This is a genomic window from Massilia sp. 05N420 (assembly GCF_056397205.1).
The window spans coordinates 170,048-188,904 of the sequence record NZ_JBFTMX010000016.1; the positions used below are offsets into that span (position 1 = coordinate 170,048).

14 protein-coding genes are annotated in these 18,857 nt (G+C 67.4%); 10 read left to right on the forward strand and 4 right to left on the reverse strand.

Annotation, left to right across the window (positions count from 1 at the left end; all coding sequences use genetic code 11):
- Complete coding sequence (locus tag AC1DIX_RS13275; RefSeq protein ID WP_477324839.1) at positions 1-423, forward strand: VOC family protein; 423 nt, start codon at positions 1-3, stop codon at positions 421-423.
- Here AC1DIX_RS13275 and AC1DIX_RS13280 read toward each other — a convergent pair.
- Complete coding sequence (locus AC1DIX_RS13280; RefSeq protein WP_477324841.1) at positions 405-959, reverse strand: GNAT family N-acetyltransferase; 555 nt, start codon at positions 957-959, stop codon at positions 405-407. The two genes, AC1DIX_RS13275 and AC1DIX_RS13280, sit on opposite strands and share 19 nt — an antisense overlap.
- A 129-nt stretch (positions 960-1,088) precedes the next feature.
- Between AC1DIX_RS13280 and AC1DIX_RS13285 the strand changes: the two genes are divergently transcribed.
- The gene (locus AC1DIX_RS13285; RefSeq protein ID WP_477324843.1) at positions 1,089-3,161 is read left to right on the forward strand and encodes a S9 family peptidase; all 2,073 of its coding nucleotides are present in this window, start codon (positions 1,089-1,091) and stop codon (positions 3,159-3,161) included.
- Here the strand turns inward: AC1DIX_RS13285 and AC1DIX_RS13290 are convergent.
- Positions 3,154-3,825: a TetR family transcriptional regulator C-terminal domain-containing protein gene (locus AC1DIX_RS13290; RefSeq protein WP_477324845.1), complete on the reverse strand. Its 672-nt coding sequence runs from the start codon at positions 3,823-3,825 to the stop codon at positions 3,154-3,156. The two genes, AC1DIX_RS13285 and AC1DIX_RS13290, sit on opposite strands and share 8 nt — an antisense overlap.
- Before the next feature lie 11 nt (positions 3,826-3,836).
- Positions 3,837-5,297 carry an aminotransferase-like domain-containing protein gene (locus AC1DIX_RS13295; protein WP_477324847.1) on the reverse strand — a complete coding sequence of 487 codons (1,461 nt, stop codon included), beginning with the start codon at positions 5,295-5,297 and terminating at the stop codon, positions 3,837-3,839.
- A gap of 154 nt (positions 5,298-5,451) precedes the next feature.
- On the opposite strand from AC1DIX_RS13295, the gene aptA reads away from it, so the two are divergent.
- The 8 genes from aptA to AC1DIX_RS13335 all read left to right on the forward strand — a co-directional run bounded on the left by aptA (position 5,452) and on the right by AC1DIX_RS13335 (position 17,638).
- A complete protein-coding gene (aptA, locus tag AC1DIX_RS13300; RefSeq protein ID WP_477249944.1) occupies positions 5,452-6,768 on the forward strand; it encodes an omega-aminotransferase AptA in 1,317 nt (438 codons plus the stop codon).
- Between the two features lie 11 nt (positions 6,769-6,779).
- A complete protein-coding gene (locus AC1DIX_RS13305) occupies positions 6,780-8,273 on the forward strand; it encodes a CoA-acylating methylmalonate-semialdehyde dehydrogenase (protein WP_477324849.1) in 1,494 nt (497 codons plus the stop codon).
- A gap of 151 nt (positions 8,274-8,424) precedes the next feature.
- A complete protein-coding gene (locus tag AC1DIX_RS13310; protein ID WP_477324851.1) occupies positions 8,425-9,807 on the forward strand; it encodes an NAD(P)-dependent oxidoreductase in 1,383 nt (460 codons plus the stop codon).
- Complete coding sequence (gene preA, locus AC1DIX_RS13315; protein ID WP_477324853.1) at positions 9,795-11,069, forward strand: NAD-dependent dihydropyrimidine dehydrogenase subunit PreA; 1,275 nt, start codon at positions 9,795-9,797, stop codon at positions 11,067-11,069. The genes AC1DIX_RS13310 and preA overlap by 13 nt, the downstream gene beginning before the upstream one ends.
- 94 nt (positions 11,070-11,163) lie before the next feature.
- Positions 11,164-12,651, forward strand: coding sequence for an NCS1 family nucleobase:cation symporter-1 (locus tag AC1DIX_RS13320; RefSeq protein ID WP_442122320.1), 1,488 nt, complete (start codon positions 11,164-11,166; stop codon positions 12,649-12,651).
- A gap of 39 nt (positions 12,652-12,690) precedes the next feature.
- Positions 12,691-14,091 carry a dihydropyrimidinase gene (gene hydA / locus AC1DIX_RS13325; protein WP_477324855.1) on the forward strand — a complete coding sequence of 467 codons (1,401 nt, stop codon included), beginning with the start codon at positions 12,691-12,693 and terminating at the stop codon, positions 14,089-14,091.
- 163 nt (positions 14,092-14,254) lie between these two features.
- Positions 14,255-15,496: a Zn-dependent hydrolase gene (locus tag AC1DIX_RS13330; RefSeq protein WP_477324857.1), complete on the forward strand. Its 1,242-nt coding sequence runs from the start codon at positions 14,255-14,257 to the stop codon at positions 15,494-15,496.
- A gap of 177 nt (positions 15,497-15,673) precedes the next feature.
- Complete coding sequence (locus tag AC1DIX_RS13335) at positions 15,674-17,638, forward strand: MHYT domain-containing protein (RefSeq protein WP_477324859.1); 1,965 nt, start codon at positions 15,674-15,676, stop codon at positions 17,636-17,638.
- 19 nt (positions 17,639-17,657) lie between these two features.
- Here AC1DIX_RS13335 and AC1DIX_RS13340 read toward each other — a convergent pair whose 3' ends face one another.
- The gene (locus AC1DIX_RS13340; RefSeq protein ID WP_442122324.1) at positions 17,658-18,797 is read right to left on the reverse strand and encodes a TIGR03118 family protein; all 1,140 of its coding nucleotides are present in this window, start codon (positions 18,795-18,797) and stop codon (positions 17,658-17,660) included.
- Positions 18,798-18,857 lie beyond the last annotated feature (60 nt).

Sequence of the window (18,857 nt, forward strand, 5' to 3'; positions counted from 1 at the left end):
ATGAGCAAGCAAGTCATCTTCAACCTGCCGGTCAAGAACCTGGAAAAATCGAAGGCCTTCTTCGCCAGCCTCGGCTTCGGCTTCAACCCGAACATGTCCAACGAGAGCGCGGCGATGGTGGTCATCGAGAAGGACAAGATCAGCGCCATGCTGACCACCGAAGCCTTCTTCAAGAGCCTGATCGACAAGCCGGTGGTGCAGGCGAAGGAAGCCAACGAAGTCATCATCTGCCTGATGTGCGAGACCCGCGACGAAGTGGCGGGCCTGGTGGAGAAGGCCGTCGCCGCCGGCGGCCGCACCCCGCATCCGCTGGAAGACCATGGCTTCATGGTCACCCAGGGTTTCGAGGATATCGATGGCCATTTGTGGAACCTGGTCTGGATGAATCCCGCCAGCGGGACCTCTCAGGCCTCGTCCCAGTAACGCTTCAGCAGCCCGTAGTTGACCGTATCGGCAAACTCGCCGAACACGAACCAGCGTTCGGGCATGAAGCCTTCCTTCCTGAAGCCGAGCTTTTCCAGGACCCGCGCCGAGCCGATATTGCGCGGGTCGATGTCGGCTTCGATGCGGTTCAGGTCCAGGGCCTCGAAGCCGTGCCGGATTGCCGCGCGCAGCGCTTCGGTCGCATAACCCTGGCCCCAGTGGCGGCTGCCGAGCGCATAGCCGATCTCGCAGCGGCGGTTCGATCCGAAGAAGTGGTGCAGGCCCACGTTGCCGATCAATTCGCCGGTGGACAGCAGCTCGATGCCGAAGCGGGCTTCGCTGCCGTCCGCCTGCGCGGCCAGGATGGCCTTGATCGATTCCTCGGCCTGGACGATGTCGGTCCAGGGTTCGCGGCTCCAGTAGCGCGCCACGTCGGGATCGGAGAAGACCGCGTAATGCGCCGGGATGTCGGCCTCGAGCAGCGGGCGCAGCCTGAGGCGGGCGGTCTCGATGGTGGGGAGATGGATCGTGGGCATGGCGGATCTCGGAATCGGGAAAGCTTGCTAGTCTAGCACTGTCGAGTATTGACAACACGCCGGAAAATTGTCTTTCTTCCAAGGCCCGATCTGGCTAGGATGGCTTTTCATCCCTGTCGCGAGGTCACTATGCTGCGCACTATTCTGCTTGCATGTTTCGCCCTCAGTTTCACGCCCGCCGTGCTTGCCCAGGGCGCGGCCGCATCTGCCAACCCGCCCGCCAACCCGCCCGTCAACAACGAGGTCCCGCTGATCGAACGCGCCAAACTGTTCGGCAATCCCAGCAAGACCGCCGGCAGCATCAGCCCGGACGGCAAGTGGCTGTCGTGGATCGCCCCGCGCGACGGCGTGCTGAACGTGTGGGTGGCACCGATCGGCGCGCCCAACGAAGCCAGGCCGCTGACCGCGGAGAAGACGCGGCCGATCCGCACGGTGTACTGGGCGCCGGATTCGAAGTCGCTGCTGTTCATCAACGACAAGGGCGGCGACGAGAACTTCCTGCTGTACGGCGTCGACATCGCCAGCGGCAAGCAGACCCTGTTCACGCCTTTCGAGAAGACCCGGGTCCAGATCATCAACATCAGCCGCCACGTCAAGGACCGCATCCTCGTCGGCATCAACAACCGCGACCCGCGCTGGCACGACGTCTACAGCCTGGACCTGAAGAGCGGCAAGCTGAGCCTCGTCTACAAGAACGTCGACGACTATGGCGACCTGTTCGCGGACGAGCAGCTGAACCTGCGCGTGGCCAGCAAGTCGCGCAAGGATGGCGGCATCGATTACTACCGGCTGGCCATGGGCAAGGACAGGGGCAAGGCCGAGGAGACGCCCTTCGTCAAGGTCGACCTGGACGATGCGCTGACCACCTCGCCGCAGGGCTTCACGACCGACGGCAAGACCCTGTACTGGAGCGACTCGCGCGGCCGCGACACGGCGGCGCTGGTGGCCCAGGACATCGCCACCGGCGCAACCAGGGTCGTGGCCCAGGACGCACGCGCCGACATCGGCGCGGCCCTGTTCGATCCGCGCACCGGGCGCGCCCAGGCCTACGAGCTCGAATACCTGAAGCGCGACTACGTGCCGCTCGACCGCGCGGTGGCGCCCGACCTGGCCTGGCTGAAGGAGCACGTGAAGGGCGACTTGACGATCCGCTCGCGCGACGATGCGGACAGCAAATGGGTGGTCATGGCCGACCCGGTCTCGGCGCCGGCCGCGACCTGGCTCTACGAGCGCAAGGGCAAGCGCCTCAGCAAGCTGTTCACCTCGCGCCCCGAACTGGAAGGCGCGCCGCTGGTCGCCATGTTCCCGCAGGAGATCCGCTCGCGCGACGGCCTGACCCTGGTGTCCTACCTGTCGCTGCCGAAGGCCGCCGGCGCGGACGCCAACGGCAAGGCCGCGCGCCCGGTGCCGATGGTGCTGCTGGTGCACGGCGGCCCATGGGGGCGCGACCGATACGGCTACTATTCCTTCCACCAGTGGCTGGCCAACCGCGGCTACGCGGTGCTGTCGGTGAACTTCCGCGGCTCCACCGGCTTCGGCAAGGCCTTCATCTCGAAGGGCGACCTGCAGTGGGGACGCAAGATGCACGACGACCTGCTCGATGCCGTCGACTGGGCGGTCGGGAGCGGCGTCACCACGCGCGAGAAGGTCGCCATCATGGGCGGCTCCTACGGCGGCTACGCGACCCTGGCCGGCATGAGCTTCACACCCACCACCTTCGCCTGCGGCGTCGACATCGTCGGCCCCTCGAACCTGTTCACGCTGCTGGAGACCATTCCGCCGTACTGGGAGGCGTTCAAGCAGCAGTTCTACAAGCGCATGGGCGATCCGACCACCGAGGAAGGCCGCGCGCTGCTGAAGGAACGCTCGCCGCTCAACTTCGCCGACAAGATCTCGAAGCCGCTGCTGATCGGGCAGGGCGCGAACGACCCGCGGGTGAATGTGCGCGAATCCGACCAGATCGTCGCGGCGATGAATGCGCGGCGCATCCCGGTGACCTATGTCGTGTTCCCGGACGAAGGCCACGGATTCGCGCGGCCGGTCAACAGCATCGCCTTCAACGCCGTCTCCGAAAACTTCCTTGCGCCCTGCCTGGGCGGGCGCGCGGAGCCGATCGGCGATGCCCTGAAGGCGTCCACCGCCGAGGTCAGGCAGGGCGCCGAATTCGTGCCCGGCCTGAAGAACGCGACAGGGCTCAGGTAGCGCGTCCGCCGCGCACGAGGGACAGGACCATCGCCGTGATCACGCGTTCGGCATCCTCGAAGTCCTGTCCCGTCAGCTCGTTCCGGCCCAGCACCAGCGACATTTGCGCCGCGAAGTCGGCGTAGGACTGGGTCATGGCCCATACCGCGAACAGCAGGTGGGTGGCGTCGACCGGCGCGATGCGCCCGTCCGCGATCCAGCGCTCGAACACGGCGATGTCCTGGCGCAGCAGCGGCACCACGCGCTCGCGGATCTGCGCGCCGTACAGCTTGGCGCCACCGATCACTTCCATCGCATACACGCGCGAGGCCAGCGGCTGCTCGCGCGAGAAGCGCAGCTTGGCCGCGACGTAGGCGCGCAGCACGTCGGCCGGATCCTGGCCGGGGTCGGCCAGGCTGGCCATGCGTGYCAGCCAGTCGTCCAGCACGTCGTCCAGCACGCGTTCGTAGAGCGCCTGCTTGGTCGGGAAGTAGTACATCAGGTTCTGCTTCGAAAGGCCGGCGCGCTCGGCGACTTCCTGGATCGGCGTGCCCTCGAAGCCGCGTTCGGCGAACAGGCGCACGGCTTCGCGCAGGATCGCGCCCTCGACCTCCTCGCGATGCTGGACTCTTTTGCCGGGCATGGTGTCGTTGGCAGACGTGATCGTGTTCGTGGGCGTGGTCATGGCCATCCTTGTCAAGATTGGGCGCGCAGGAAGTCGAGCAGCAGCGGCTCGTGCGCATAAGCGACGTTGAAGCGGAACCAGGGCGTTTGCGGCGGCCGAAGGCTGAAGAATTCGCCGGGCGCCAGCAGGATGCCGGCGCGCAGGGCGCGTTCGGCGATCGTCCTGCCGTTGCGCTCCGCGGTGGCGGGAGACGTCCAGCCGGCGCTGACGAACATGCCGCCGCGCGGGCGCGCCAGCGGCTGCAGGCCGGCCTCGACCAGCTTTTCCTGCGCGCGCTCGCCGGCCTCGATCAGTTGCTGGGCCAGGCGCTCGGTCTGGCGCCGGTAGGCGCGGCTGCTGATCGCATCGAACACGGCGCGCTCGTTGACCTCCGAAGTCGTGAGCCCGGTCAGCATCTTGACCCGCACCAGTTCCGGGATCAGCGAACCGGAGGCGCAGATCGAGCCAACCCTCAGCACCGGCGACAAAGTCTTGGAAAAGCTACCGATGCGGATCACGCGGCGCAGGCCGTCCATCGCCGCCAGCGAGGCTTCGCCGGGGGCGGCCAGCTCGCGGTAGATGTCGTCCTCGACCAGCCAGAAATCGAAAGCTTCGGCCAGCGCCAGCAGGCGGTGGGCCTGGGCCTGCGACAGCGAGGTGCCGAGGGGATTCTGCAGCACCGTGTTGACGAACATGAGCTTGGGATGATGCAGCTCCGCTTCGCGCGCCAGCGCCTCCATGTCCAGCCCGGCCGCGCCGCGCGGAATGCCGACCGGGACGCAGCCGTGGTGGCGCACCAGGGCCAGCAGGTTGCTGTAGCCGGGGTCTTCGACGAACACCACGTCGCCGGGGCGCGTCAGGGTGCGCAGCACGAGGTCGAAGGCGTGGGTGGCGCCATTCGTCAGCAGCAGCTGTTCCGCTTCGACCGCGCACAGTTCGTCCGACAGGGTGTGGGCCAGGTGCTGGCGCAGCGAGGGAAAACCGAGAGGGTGGCCATAGCCGCGCAGGCGGCCGGCCGGGATCTTCATCGCGTGGCGCACCGCGTCCAGGATCGTCGATTCGCCATACCACTCCGGCGGCAGCCAGCCGGCGCCGACCGGCAGCGCATCGGACTGGCCGGAATACAGGTCGGGCGTGAGGGCGTCGACCGCCGCGGACAGGTTGCCCGTGAAGGCGGTGGGGCAGGGCGGCGTCGCGGCGTCGGCGCCGCGGGCGACGAAAAAGCCGGAACCGCGGCGCGAGGACAGCACGCCCAGGTGCAGCAGGCGGTCATAGGACTCGACCACCGTGAAGGTGCTGACGGCGTTGACCTTTGCGAATTGTCGAACCGAGGGCATTTTGGTGCCGACCCGCAGTTCGCGCCGATTTACCATCCCGGAGATCGCCGCGACGATCTGGTCGACCAGGCTGCCGCGGCGCTGGCGGTCGATCGGCAGCGCCGGCCAGGCCGGGTCGGCTTTCGTCGCGCGCAGGTCTTCCCCAGTCCCAGCCATGGTCCACTCCTTCGGTGCGACGCCAGCAACTGTACAGGTTATGCTACCAGTACGGTTGGCCGATTTCGCCGGTTGTGTATATGTGCCGCCGTTGTCTTGCTGACTATTATTGCACGATGATTTTGCCAATTGGTAAATCTTTTGGGAGAGCCGCATGAACCAGTCAAAGCCCCAGTCGATGTCGTCGTTCTGGATGCCGTTCACGAACAACCGCGACTTCAAGGCCAACCCCCGCCTGCTGGTGTCGGCGGAAGGCATGTACTACAAGGACGTCGACGGCAATGCCATCCTCGACGGTACCGCCGGCCTGTGGTGCGTGCCCTGCGGGCATGCGCAGCCGAAGATCGTCGCCGCCGTCAGCGAAATGGTCGGCCAGCTCGACTTCGCGCCCACCTTCCAGATGGGCCACCCGGCCGCCTTCGACCTGGCCGAGCAGCTGATGGAATACACGGGCCACAAGTTCGGCCACGTGTTCTACACCAACTCCGGTTCGGAAGCGGTCGATACCGCATTGAAGATCGCGCTGGCCTACCACAAGGCGCGCGGCGAGGGCGGACGTACCCGCCTGATCGGCCGCGAGCGTGGCTACCACGGGGTCGGCTTCGGCGGCCTGTCGGTGGGCGGCATCGGCCCGAACCGCAAGAACTTCGGCCCGCTGCTGCCCGGCGTGGACCACCTGCCGCACACGCACAACCTGCTGAAGAATGCCTTCTCACGCGGCGAGCCGGACTTCGGCGCCGAGCTGGCCGATGAGCTGGAGCGCATCGTCGCCCTGCACGACCCGTCGACGATTGCCGCCGTGATCATCGAACCGGTGTCGGGCTCCACCGGCGTGCTGGTGCCGCCCAAGGGCTACCTGAAGCGCCTGCGCGAGATCACCAGCAAGTACGGGATCCTGCTGATCTTCGACGAGGTCATCACCGGCTTCGGCAGGCTGACCACGCCGTTCGCGGCCGACTACTTCGACGTCGAGCCGGACATGCTCACCACCGCGAAAGGCATCACCAACGGCACCGTGCCGATGGGCGCCGTGTTCTCGAAAAAATTCATCCACGATACCTTCATGGAAGCGCCGCCGGGCATCGAACTGGCCCACGGCTACACCTATTCCGGCCACCCGCTGGCTTGCGCGGCCGGCATCGCCACCCTCGAAGTCTTCAAGGAGCAGGGCGTGCTGGAAAACGCGAAGGCGATCCAGCCCTACTGGGAAGATGCGGTGCACTCGCTGCGCGGGCTGCCGCACGTGATCGACATCCGCACCATCGGCCTGGTGGCCGGCATCGAGCTGGAGCCGATCGCCGGCAAGCCGGGCGCGCGCGCCTATGCCGCGTTCAAGAAGGCCTTCGCGGACGGCATCCTGATCCGCACGACGGGGGATATCATCGCCCTGTCGCCGCCGCTGATCCTCGAGAAAAAACATATCGACGAGCTGTTCGGCAAGCTGGCCGACGTACTCCGGAACCTGGACTAATAAAGCACATCATGAACGAGACCATCCAACACTTCATCAATGGCGAAGGCGTGGAGGGCGGCGGCCGCTATGCCGACGTCTACAACCCGGCGCTCGGCCAGCCCTGCGCACGCGTGGCGCTGGCCTCGGCCGACGACGTGAACGCGGCCGTGGCCGCGGCCCACGCGGCCTTCCCGGCCTGGGCCGCGACCCCGCCGCTGGCGCGCGCACGGGTGCTCTTCAAATACCTGCAGCTGTGCCAGCAGCACGTCGACGACTTCGCCGCGCTGGTGACGCGCGAGCACGGCAAGACCTTCGCCGATGCCCAGGGCGAGGTGGCGCGCGGCATCGAGGTGGTCGAGTTCGCGGTCGGCATCCCGCAACTGCTGAAGGGCGAATTCACCGACCAGATCGCACGCGGCATCGACGCCTGGTCGATGCGCCAGCCGCTCGGCGTGGTCGCCGGCATCACCCCCTTCAACTTCCCGGTGATGGTGCCGATGTGGATGTTCCCGGTCGCTATCGCCTGCGGCAATACCTTCGTGCTGAAGCCCTCGGAGCGCGATCCTTCGGCGTCGCTGCTGCATGCGAAATTGCTGAAGGAGGCAGGGCTGCCGGACGGCGTGTTCAACGTGGTCCAGGGCGACAAGCTTGCTGTCGACGCCATCCTCGACCATCCGGACGTGCAGGCGGTCAGCTTCGTCGGCTCGACCCCGATCGCCGAATACATCTACGCCCGCGGCAGCGCGGCCGGCAAACGCGTGCAGGCGCTTGGCGGCGCCAAGAACCACATGGTGGTGATGCCGGACGCCGACATGGACATGGCCGTCGACGCCCTGATCGGCGCCGCATACGGCTCGGCCGGCGAGCGCTGCATGGCGATCTCGGTGGCGGTGGCGATCGGCGATGCCGGCGACAAGCTGGTGGAGCGCCTCGCCGAACGCACCAGGGCGCTGAAGGTGGGCGACGGCATGGAGCAGGGCGCCGAGATGGGCCCGGTCGTGACCCTGGCGGCCAAGCAGCGCATCGAGAAACTGATCGGCGAAGGCGTGGAGCAGGGCGCGACCCTGGTGGTGGACGGCCGCGGCTTCAAGGTGGCCGGCCGCGAGGAAGGCTTCTTCGTCGGCGGCACCCTGTTCGACCACGTGCAGCCCGAGATGAGCATCTACCGGGAAGAGATCTTCGGCCCGGTGCTGTGCGTGGTGCGCATGCCGGACGTCGGCAGCGCGCTCGAGCTGATCAACAGGAACGAGTACGGCAACGGCGTCGCCGTCTTCACCCGCGACGGCGGCGTGGCCCGCGAATTCGTGCGCCAGGTACAGGTGGGCATGGTCGGCGTGAACGTACCGCTGCCGGTGCCGATGGCCTTCAACAGCTTCGGCGGATGGAAGAAGAGCCTGTTCGGCGATCACCATGCCTATGGGCCGGAGGGGGTGAGGTTCTATACGCGGCACAAGGCGGTGATGCAGCGCTGGCCGAATACGGCGAGCAGCGGGGTGGAGTTCGCGTTTCCGCAGATGAAGTAAGCATCGTTAGTCCGTCGTTCCCGCGCAGGCGGGAACCCAAGTTTGCATGCGTTTCGACGGCTAATCGAACTTGGGCCCCCGCCTTCGCGGGGCGACGGGGACTTGCCAGCATTTCCCGCAGTACGAAGTACTCAAACAAAAAGGGATGCACATGATCGAGTCACTCCAGCACCTGCCGCCAGCAGGCGGCACGCACAGCGCATTGTCCGAGCGCTTCACCGACCTGGCGCCGCCGCTCACCGCGCGCCAGGCCGCCATCGAAAGCGCGCGCTGCCTCTACTGTTACGACGCACCCTGCATGCGCGCCTGCCCGACCGGCATCGACGTCGCCAGCTTCATCCGCAACATCCACGACCACAATATCGAAGGCGCGGCGGTCAAGATCCTGCAGCAGAACATCTTCGGCGGCAGCTGCGCGCGCGTGTGCCCGACCGAGATCCTGTGCGAGGACGCCTGCGTGCGCAACCACGACGCCGAAGGACAGCCGGTCAGGATCGGCCTGCTGCAGCGCCATGCGATCGACAACGCCGAATTCAAGGGCCATCCCTTCCAGCGCGCACCCGGCACCGGCAAGACCATCGCCGTGGTCGGCGCCGGTCCCGCCGGGCTGGCCTGCGCCCACCGGCTGGCGATGCTGGGCCACGGCGTGGTCGTGTTCGAGGCGCGCGAGAAGCCGGGCGGCCTGAACGAGTACGGGATCGCCAAGTACAAGCTGCCGGGCGACTTCGCTCAGCAGGAGGTCGAGTTCCTCCTGTCGATTGGCGGCATCGAGATCCACTACGGCCAGGCTCTGGGCGACAATCTGCAGCTGGCCGACCTGCACGCCCGCTTCGATGCCGTCTTCCTCGGCCTCGGCCTGGCCGCCTGCCGCCGTCTGGGCTTGACCGGTGAAGACGCGCCCGGCCTGATGGCGGCGGTCGACTACATCGCCACCCTGCGCCAGGCTGGCGACCTGGCCGCGCTGCCGGTGCCGCGCCGCGCCATCGTGATCGGCGCCGGCAATACCGCGATCGACATGGCGGTGCAGCTCAAGCGCCTGGGCGCCGACGAGGTCACGCTGGTGTACCGGCGCGGCTTCGAGGCCATGAGCGCGACTGCGCACGAGATCGAGATCGCCAAGACCCATTTCGTGCGCATCCGCACCTGGGCAGCTCCGCTCGAGGTCCTGCTCGACGGGGACGGCCGCGTGCGCGGCATGCGCTTCGAGGAGACCCGGCTCGAAGACGGACGCCTGGTGAACACCGGCGCGATCATCGAGATCGCGGCCGACGCCGTGTTCAAGGCGATCGGCCAGGGCATGGCTGCGCTGGCCGATCCGCTGGCACCGGGTCTGGAAAATGAGCTCGAGCATGAGCGCGACAAGATCCGCGTCGACGCCCATTTCCGCACCGCGCTGCCGGGCGTGTACGCGGGCGGCGATTGCGTCGCACCCGGCCAGGACCTGACGGTGCAGGCGGTCCAGCACGGCAAGCTGGCCGCGCTGGCCATCCACAACGACATCCTATCCAAAGCGGAGGCAGCATGGCCGACCTGAGCATCGATTTCTGCGGCATCAAGTCYCCRAACCCGTTCTGGCTGGCCTCSGCGCCGCCGACCGACAAGGCCTACAACGTGGTGCGCGCCTTCGAGGCCGGCTGGGGCGGCGTGGTGTGGAAGACGCTGGGCGAGGATCCGCCGGCCGTCAACGTCTCTTCGCGCTACTCGGCCCTGCACGGCAAAAACCGCGAAGTCATCGGCTTCAACAACATCGAGCTGATCACCGACCGCAGCCTGGCCATCAACCTGGAAGAGATCACCGCGGTCAAGAAGGCATGGCCGGACCGCGCCATGATCGTCTCGCTGATGGTGCCCTGCGAAGAGGCGCCGTGGCGCGAGATCCTGCCGCTGGTCGAAGCCACCGGCGCCGACGGCATCGAACTGAACTTCGGCTGCCCGCATGGCATGCCCGAGCGCGGCATGGGCGCGGCGGTGGGCCAGCAGCCGGACCTGATCGAGCGGGTCACGCGCTGGTGCAAGACCTATACGCGGCTGCCGGTCATCGTCAAGCTGACGCCCAACATCACCGACGTGCGCGCGCCGGCGCGGGCGGCGCTGGCGGGCGGGGCGGACGCGGTCTCGCTGATCAACACCGTCAATTCCATCACCCACCTGGATCTCGACCGCATGGTGGCCCATCCCATCGTCGGCGGCGCAAGTACCCACGGCGGCTATTGCGGCGCGGCGGTGAAGCCGATCGCGCTGAACATGGTGGCCGAGATCGCGCGCGATCCGCTCACCAGCCGGCTGCCGATCTCGGGCATCGGCGGCATCGGCAGCTGGAGCGATGCCGCCGAGTTCATCGCGCTGGGCGCCGGTTCGGTCCAGGTCTGTACCGCCGCCATGCTGCACGGTTTCCGCATCGTCGAGGAGATGAAGGACGGGCTGTCGCGCTGGATGGACAGCAAGGGCTACGAGAACATCGCCGCCTTCTCGCGCAAGGCGGTGGCCAATACGACCGACTGGAAATACCTGGACATGAATTACCAGGTCATCGCCAGCATCGACCAGGACAAGTGCATCCAGTGCGGCAAGTGCTACGTGGCCTGCGAAGACACCTCGCACCAGGCGATCGCGCGGCTGGTGGAGGGAGAAGCGAGGCGCTACGAGGTCAAGCCCTCCGAGTGCGTGGGCTGCAACCTGTGCGAAATCACCTGCCCGGTCGAGGACTGCATCACGATGGTGCCCCAGCCGACCGGCCTGCCTTACATGAACTGGACGAAGGATCCGCGCAATCCCAGGGCGGAGGTGAGCGCGTAGGGCGGGCATATCCTGCCCACGCGAATGGTGGCATCATGTGGCCATTCGCGTGGGCGAAGGCCGCCCACCCTACGTCCCGATGGAGAACGACCCGATGAGCATGGACCCAGCCGCACACCCCGACCTCTGGAACCACGACCTGGCACCGACCGGCGCCGCCCAGCGCACCTGGCGCTGGTATCACTTTGCCGCCCTGTGGGTCGGCATGGTGATCAGCATTCCCGCCTATATGCTGGCGTCGAGCCTGATCGAGGGGGGCATGTCGGCCTGGCAGGCGGTGATGACGGTGTTCGCCGCCAACGTGATCGTGCTGCTGCCGATGCTCCTGATCGGACACGCCGGCACCAAGTACGGGATTCCCTACGCGGTGCTGGCGCGCGCCTCCTTCGGCACGCGCGGCGCGCGGCTGCCGGCGCTGATGCGCGCCGTGGTCGCCTGCGGCTGGTACGGCATCCAGACCTGGTTCGGCGGCAGCATGATCTACACGCTGCTGGGCGTGCTGCTCGGCGCCCCGATCGGCGGCGACAAGCTGCCGGGGCTGGGCATCAATGCCGGCCAGCTGGGCTGCTTCCTGGGCTTCTGGGCGATCCAGATGTATTTCATCGTGCACGGCATGGATTCGATCCGCAAGCTCGAAACCTATACCGCGCCGCTGAAAATCGCGATCTGCTTCCTGCTGCTGTGGTGGGTCTACGACAAGGTCGGCGGCTTCGGCCCGCTGCTGGACCAGCCTTCGCAGTTCGCCCCGGGCGGACCGAAGGCCGGGATGTTCTGGTCCGTGTTCTGGCCCTCGCTGACCGCGATGATCGGCTACTGGGCCACGCTGGCGCTGAACATTCCCGACTTCACCCGCTTCGCGAAGACCCAGCGCGACCAGGTGGTCGGCCAGTCGCTCGGCCTGCCGCTGCCGATGGCACTGCTGGCGGCGCTGGCCGTGACCGTCACCTCGGCCACCGTCGTCCTGTACGGGAAGGCGCTGTGGGACCCGGTCGACGTTTCCAGCCGCATGACCGGCGCCGGGGTGCTGGTGGCGCTGCTGATCCTGCTGATCGATACCGCCAGCGTCAACCTGGCCGCCAACATGGTCGGCCCCGCCTACGATTTCTCGGCGCTGTCGCCGAAGCGCATCTCCTACCGCGTCGGCGGCTACATCACCGCCGGCATCGCGCTGGCCATGATGCCGTGGAAGATACTCGAGAAGACAGAGAACTACATCTTCATCTGGCTGACCGGCTATTCGGCCCTGCTCGGACCGATCGCCGGCATCCTGATCATCGACTACTACTTCATCCGCAAGACCGAGCTGGCGGTCGATCAGCTCTACCGCGACGACGGCATCTATACCTACCGGAGCGGCTGGAACACGGCCGCCATCGTGGCCTTCGTCGCCGGCGTGCTGCCGAATATCCCGGGCTTCCTGAACGCGGCCTTCCCGGACGCCTTCCCCGGCGTCGGCGCCACCTTCAAGACCCTGTACACCTATGCATGGTTCGTCGGCATCGCGATCGCCGCGGTGGTGTACGGCCTGATGATGAAGGGCAGGGCGGTGCCGGCGATGGCGCCCGCCCGCTCGCTGGACTGACCACGTGGGCACGGGGTGCCCACCCTACAGGAGATATGTATGAGTGTACTGATCCGCGGTGGTACCGTCGTGAACGCCGACCGGGCGTTCCGTGCCGACGTCCTGTGCGAAGGCGGCAAGATCGTTGCCGTCGGCGAGAATCTCGAAGCGCCTGCAAATGCAAGCGTGATCGATGCCGGCGGCCAGTACGTGATGCCGGGCGGGATCGACACCCATACCCACATGCATCTGCCCTTCATGGGCACGGTCACCGCCGACGATTTCTATACCGGCACCGCGGCCGCGCTGGCCGGCGGCACCACCACCATCATGGACTTCGTGATCCCCGATCCGAAGCAGCCGCTGATGGACGCCTTCCACACCTGGCGCGGCTGGGCGAAGAAGTCGGCCGCCGACTACACCTTCCACGTCGCCGTCACATGGTGGGACGAGTCGGTGCACGAAGACATGGGCACGCTGGTGCGCGAGCATGGCGTGAACAGCTTCAAGCACTTCATGGCCTACAAGAACGCGATCATGGCCGACGACGAGACCCTGGTGAAGAGTTTCCGCCGCGCGCTCGAACTCGGCGCGATCCCGACCGTGCATGCGGAGAACGGCGAGCTGGTCTACCAGCTGCAGCGCGAGCTGCTGGCCAAGGGCATCCGTGGACCGCAAGCGCATCCGCTGTCGCGTCCTCCGGCGGTGGAAGCCGAGGCGGCGAACCGCGCGATCGCCATCGCCGGCGTGCTCGGCACCCCGGTCTACATCGTGCACGTGTCCTGCGCCGAATCGCTGGAAGCCATCACGCGCGCCCGCGCCCACGGCCAGCGCGTGTATGGCGAGGCCCTGGCCGGCCACCTGGTGATCGACGACAGCGTCTACAGCAATCCCGATCCCGCCTTCGCGCGCGCCTTCGTGATGAGTCCCCCGTTCCGCTCCAGCCACCACCAGACCGCGCTGTGGCAGGGCCTGCAGGGCGGGAACCTGCACACCACGGCAACCGACCATTGTACCTTCTGCGCCGAGCAGAAGGCGATGGGCGCCGACGACTTCACGCGAATTCCCAACGGCTGCGGCGGGGTCGAGGAGCGCATGGCCGTGGTCTGGGATGCCGGCGTCAACACGGGGCGCCTGACCCCGTCCGAATTCGTGCGCGTGACCTCGGCCAACGCGGCGCAGATCTTCAACATCTACCCGCGCAAGGGCGTGGTGCAGGTGGGCGCCGATGCCGACATCGTGGTGTGGGATCCGGAGGCGACGCGCACGCTGTCGGCGGCGACCCAGCATTCGAAGGGTGGGTTCAATGTGTTCGAGGGGCGGACCGTCCGCGGGGTGCCGACGCATACGGTGGCGGCGGGGCGCGTAGCGTATGCGAATGGCGACTTGCGTGCTGAAGAAGGGGCCGGGCGGTATGTGGAGCGGCCGGCGTTTACGGCCACGACTGCCAACGCCGCGTGAACGCGAATAGCGCCACGAACATGTAAACGTCGTTCCCGCGAAGGCGGGAACCCAAGTTCTGCGTGCGTTACGTCTGCTCGTCAAACTTGGGTCCCTGCCTGCGCGGGGACGACGTTGGTTTAGGCTCCCGGTACATCAAACAATACGAATCCGAAGGATCACCATGAACGAACTCCGCATCAACGGTTCCCGCCTCTGGACCTCCCTGATGGACCTCGCCCGGATCGGCGCCACCGACAAGGGCGGCGTCAAACGCCTGGCCCTCACCGACCTCGACCGCCAGGGCCGCGACCTGGTGGTCCAGTGGGCGCAGGAAGCAGGCCTGAGCATCACGGTAGACCGGATCGGCAACGTCTTCATGCGCCGCGAAGGTGCGAATCCGGCGCTGCCGCCCATCGTCACCGGCAGCCATATCGACACCCAGCCCACCGGCGGCAAGTTCGACGGCAACTACGGCGTGCTGGCCGGGCTCGAGGTGGTGCGTACCCTGAACGACCTTCGAATAAAAACCGAGGCCCCGATCGAGGTTGCGTTCTGGACCAACGAGGAAGGCTCGCGCTTCGTGCCGGTGATGATGGGTTCGGGCGTGTTCTGCGGCGCCTTCAGCCTGGAGACGGCCTATGCCGCGCGCGACGTCGACGGACTGAGCGTCGGCGAGGAACTGGCGCGCATCGGCTACCAGGGAGAACAGACCCCGGGCGAGCACCCGATCGGCGCCTACTTCGAGACCCATATCGAGCAGGGCCCGGTGCTGGAAGACGAGGATAAGGTGATCGGCGTGGTGCCGGCCGTGATGGGCCTGTCGTGGTACGACTGCACGGTCGAAGGCATGGAGGCGCATGCCGGCCCGACCCCGATGCACCTGCGCCGCGACGCGCTGCAGGTCGCGACCAGGATCATGCAGGAGACGGTGGCGATCGCGAACCGCTATCCGCCGTATGGTCGCGGCACGGTCGGCATGGTGCAGGTATTCCCGAACAGCCGCAACGTGATTCCGGGCCGGGTCAAGTTCAGCATCGACCTGCGCAACGTGAACGACGAACTCCTGAACACCATGCACGAGGAGATCACCGCCTTCGTCGAACGCAGCGCCAGGGAGACCGGCTTGAAGATCCAGCTCGAGCGCGTGTCCTACTATCCGCCTTGCCCCTTCCACCCGGATTGCGTGGGCGCGGTGCGCAATGCCGCCGCGAAGCTCGGCTACTCGACCATGGACGTGGTGTCCGGCGCGGGCCACGATGCGATCTACGTGGCGCGCCTGGCCCCGGCCGGCATGATCTTCGTGCCCTGCAAGGACGGCATCAGCCACAACGAGATCGAGGACGCCCAGCCGGCCCACCTGGAGGCCGGCTGCAACGTGCTGCTGCATGCGATGCTCGAGCGGGCGGGGGTGCTTGCTGGCTAGCACACGGGCGCGCCAGCACGATAGACGAAATTGTTTCATATTCGTAACAATTCGACTCGGACGTTTCTTGTGTCGCCGAACCGGAGGAAGTCGTAGCATACTGGGGGCAGACTTCTTCCGTGGAGCGCTGCCTGGCGCAGCCTGCTCCGGCCTTCAGTCCTCCAACGGGCTTCGACGATGCTGACTGGACACTACGAAACACCGCTGGTCCTGGTTTCGATCCTGGTCGCGATCGCCGCCTCCTATGCGGCGCTCAGCCTCGCCGGCCGCGTGAGCCAGTCGCGCGGCCGCGCCGTCGCCGCCTGGATCGTCGGCGGCGCCATCGCCATGGGCTCGGGCATCTGGGCCATGCACTTCGTCGGCATGCTGGCCTTCCGCCTGCCGATCCCGATCGCCTTCGATTTCTCGCTGACCCTGGTCTCGCTGCTGCTGCCGATCGCCGCCTCCGGCCTGGCCCTGTGGCAGGTCAGCCGCGGCGAGCTGGGGAAGAAGCGCCTGGCCGCCAGCGCCGTGCTGATGGGGATCGGCATCAACGCCATGCACTACACCGGCATGGCCGCCATGCGCATGGAGCCGGGCATCGTCTACGATCCCTGGCTGTTCGCGCTGTCGGTGGCGATCGCCATCGCCGCGTCCGGCCTGGGATTGTGGATCGCCTTCCGGCTGCGCCGTAACGCCCCCAACGTGTGGCTGCCGCGCGTGGGTGCGGCGGTGGTGATGGGCGTGGCCATCGTCGGCATGCACTACACCGGCATGGCGGCCGCCAGCTTCCCGCTGGACTCGGTCTGCATGGCCGCGAAGGGCGGCGTCAACCACGACGGCCTGGCGACCCTGGTCGTGATCGCGACCTTCGGCGTGCTCGGCTTCGCCCTGCTGGCGTCCGTGTTCGATGCGCGCCTGGAGGCGAATGCGCGCGTGCTGTCGATCTCGCAGGCTACCGCCGCCGAGCGCCAGGAGCTGCTCACGCGCGAGCGCGCCGCGCGCGACGAGGCCGAGCGCCTGAGCGCCCTGAAGGACGAATTCCTGGCCACCCTCTCGCACGAGCTGCGCACGCCGCTCAACGCCGTGCTCGGCTGGGCCAGCATGCTGCAGCGCGGCGTCAGGGACGAGGCGACCCTCAAGCGCGGCCTCGAAACCATCGAGCGCAATGCGCGCGCCCAGGCCCAGCTGATCGACGACCTGCTCGACATGAGCCGCATCATTTCCGGCAACCTGCGCCTGGACGTGCAGCTGATCGAGCCGGACAAGGTGATCGAGGCGGCGCTCGGCACCGTGTATCCGGCCGCGGTGGCCAAGCGCATCGATTTGCGTGTCGACGTCGCGCGCGGCATCGGTACCGTGCTGGGCGACCCCGGCCGGCTGCAGCAGGTGATGTGGAACCTGCTGTCGAATGCGGTCAAGTTCACGCCGAGCGGCGGCATGGTGCATGTGCTGATGGGGCGCGAAGGCCAGGACGTCGTGATCCGCGTGACCGATTCCGGCATCGGCATCGCGCCCGAATTCCTGCCCTACGTGTTCGACCGCTTCCGCCAGCAGGATGCGTCGATCACCCGCAGGCACGGCGGCCTGGGCCTGGGCCTGTCGATCGCGCGCCAGCTGGTCGAGCTGCATGGCGGCACCATCGACGTCGTCAGCGCGGGCTCGCATGCCGGCGCCACCTTCACGTTGCGCCTGCCGCTGGCCGAGCCGGAAGCCGCGGCGGCGCCGGCGGCTGCTCCCGCGGAACCGGCGCACGCGCCGGGGCAGGGCGGCCTGGCGGGCGTCAAGGTGCTGCTGGTGGACGATGCCGAGGACACCCTCGACGTGCTGCAGCAGATCCTGCACCAGAGCGGCGCCACCACCATGGCCGCCTCCAGCGCCGGCACCGCCCTCGCGCTGCTGGAGCGCGAGCGGCCGGACGTGATCGTCAGCGACATCGGCATGCCCGACGTCGACGGCTTCGAGCTGATGCGCCGCGTCCGGCGCCGTTCGGCCGGCGCCGGCGGCGCCATCCCGGCCATCGCCCTGACCGCGTTCACGCGCCAGGACGACCGCAACCGGGCGATCCAGGCCGGCTTCACGGACTACCTCGCCAAGCCGGTCGAGCCTGGCTCACTGGTCGACCACATCGCCCAGGCGGTGGGGCCGCGCGTGCTTCACTGACGGGCTTCACCGACGGGCTTCACTGAGCGTCGATGCGGCCATACGCGCCATGCGCCTCGTCGCCGGGGCCGGCGGTGTAGAACAGGGTGTTCGCCGGCTGGTTGTTGACGCCGTTGCCGAAGGCGATGCCCCACAGGCCGTCGATCACGATCGCGCTGCCGTCGGCGCGCATCAGGGTGCCGGCGAAGGCGCCGGTGTCGGCATTGTAGGCATTGATTTTCCCATCGCCGAAATTCCCCACCAGCAGCATGTTGCTGGCGCCGCCGAAATTGGCCGGCGCCATCGCCAGGCCCCAGGGCGCGTTCAATGCGCCGCCGGTGACGAGCCGCTTCACCAGCGCGCCGCTGGCATCGAAGACGTCGACGATACCGAGTCCGGCGCCCTTGGTTTCGTCGATGCTGCCGGTGGTGCGCTGGGCGTAGGCGACAACGATGCGGCCGCCGATGGCCTGGATGCCGAAGGGCGCGTAGCCGGCCGGCAGGTTGGGATCGGCGAAGGCGCCGCCGGGCAGGGTCACCCGGTTCCAGCCAGCGTCGTAGACGTCGACCCGGGCGTTGCGGAAGTCCGCCGCGTACAGGTAGTTGGCGCCGGCGTAGTTGGCGATCGCCAGGCCCTTGTAGACCGCGCCGCTGGCGCCGGTGTCGACCGCCAGCACCGCGTTGTTGCGGTTGACCGCCGGCGACCAGCCCGACAACGTGCCGTTCTCGGTGGCGAAGATGAAGGCGCTGGCCCCGCTCACGCCGTTCTGGGTCACCTGGAAGCTGGTGCTGCCGTTGTAGACGATGCCGGTCGGGCTGGAGGTGCCGGCGCTGCCCGGCGGAATCGCGACCACCAGGGTCTGGGGCACGCCGTTGCCGTCGTACAAGGTCGAGGTGGCGCTGCCGTTGTTCGCCACCCAGACGAAGCCGGTCGGATTGAAGACGAGGCCCCAGGCATTGACGAGATGGCCGTCGAGGTGTTCGGCGCCGCTGCCGCTGTCCGCCACCAGGGTCCGGGTGGCGAAGGCGCCGGCGATGGTGGGCGTGACCGGGGGCGGGTTCATCTGCATGGAACTGCCGCCGTCGCCGCCACCGCCGCCGCAGGAAGCGAGGGCGATGGCGAGACCGGCGCCGAACAGGCCTGCCCTGAGGCAGGCGGTCGCTCTGGAATGAAGGTTCATGATTGCTCCTGTCAGGACGAATCGAAGGAAGGGCAGGTGTTTATGCCCTTCTGTCCGCCA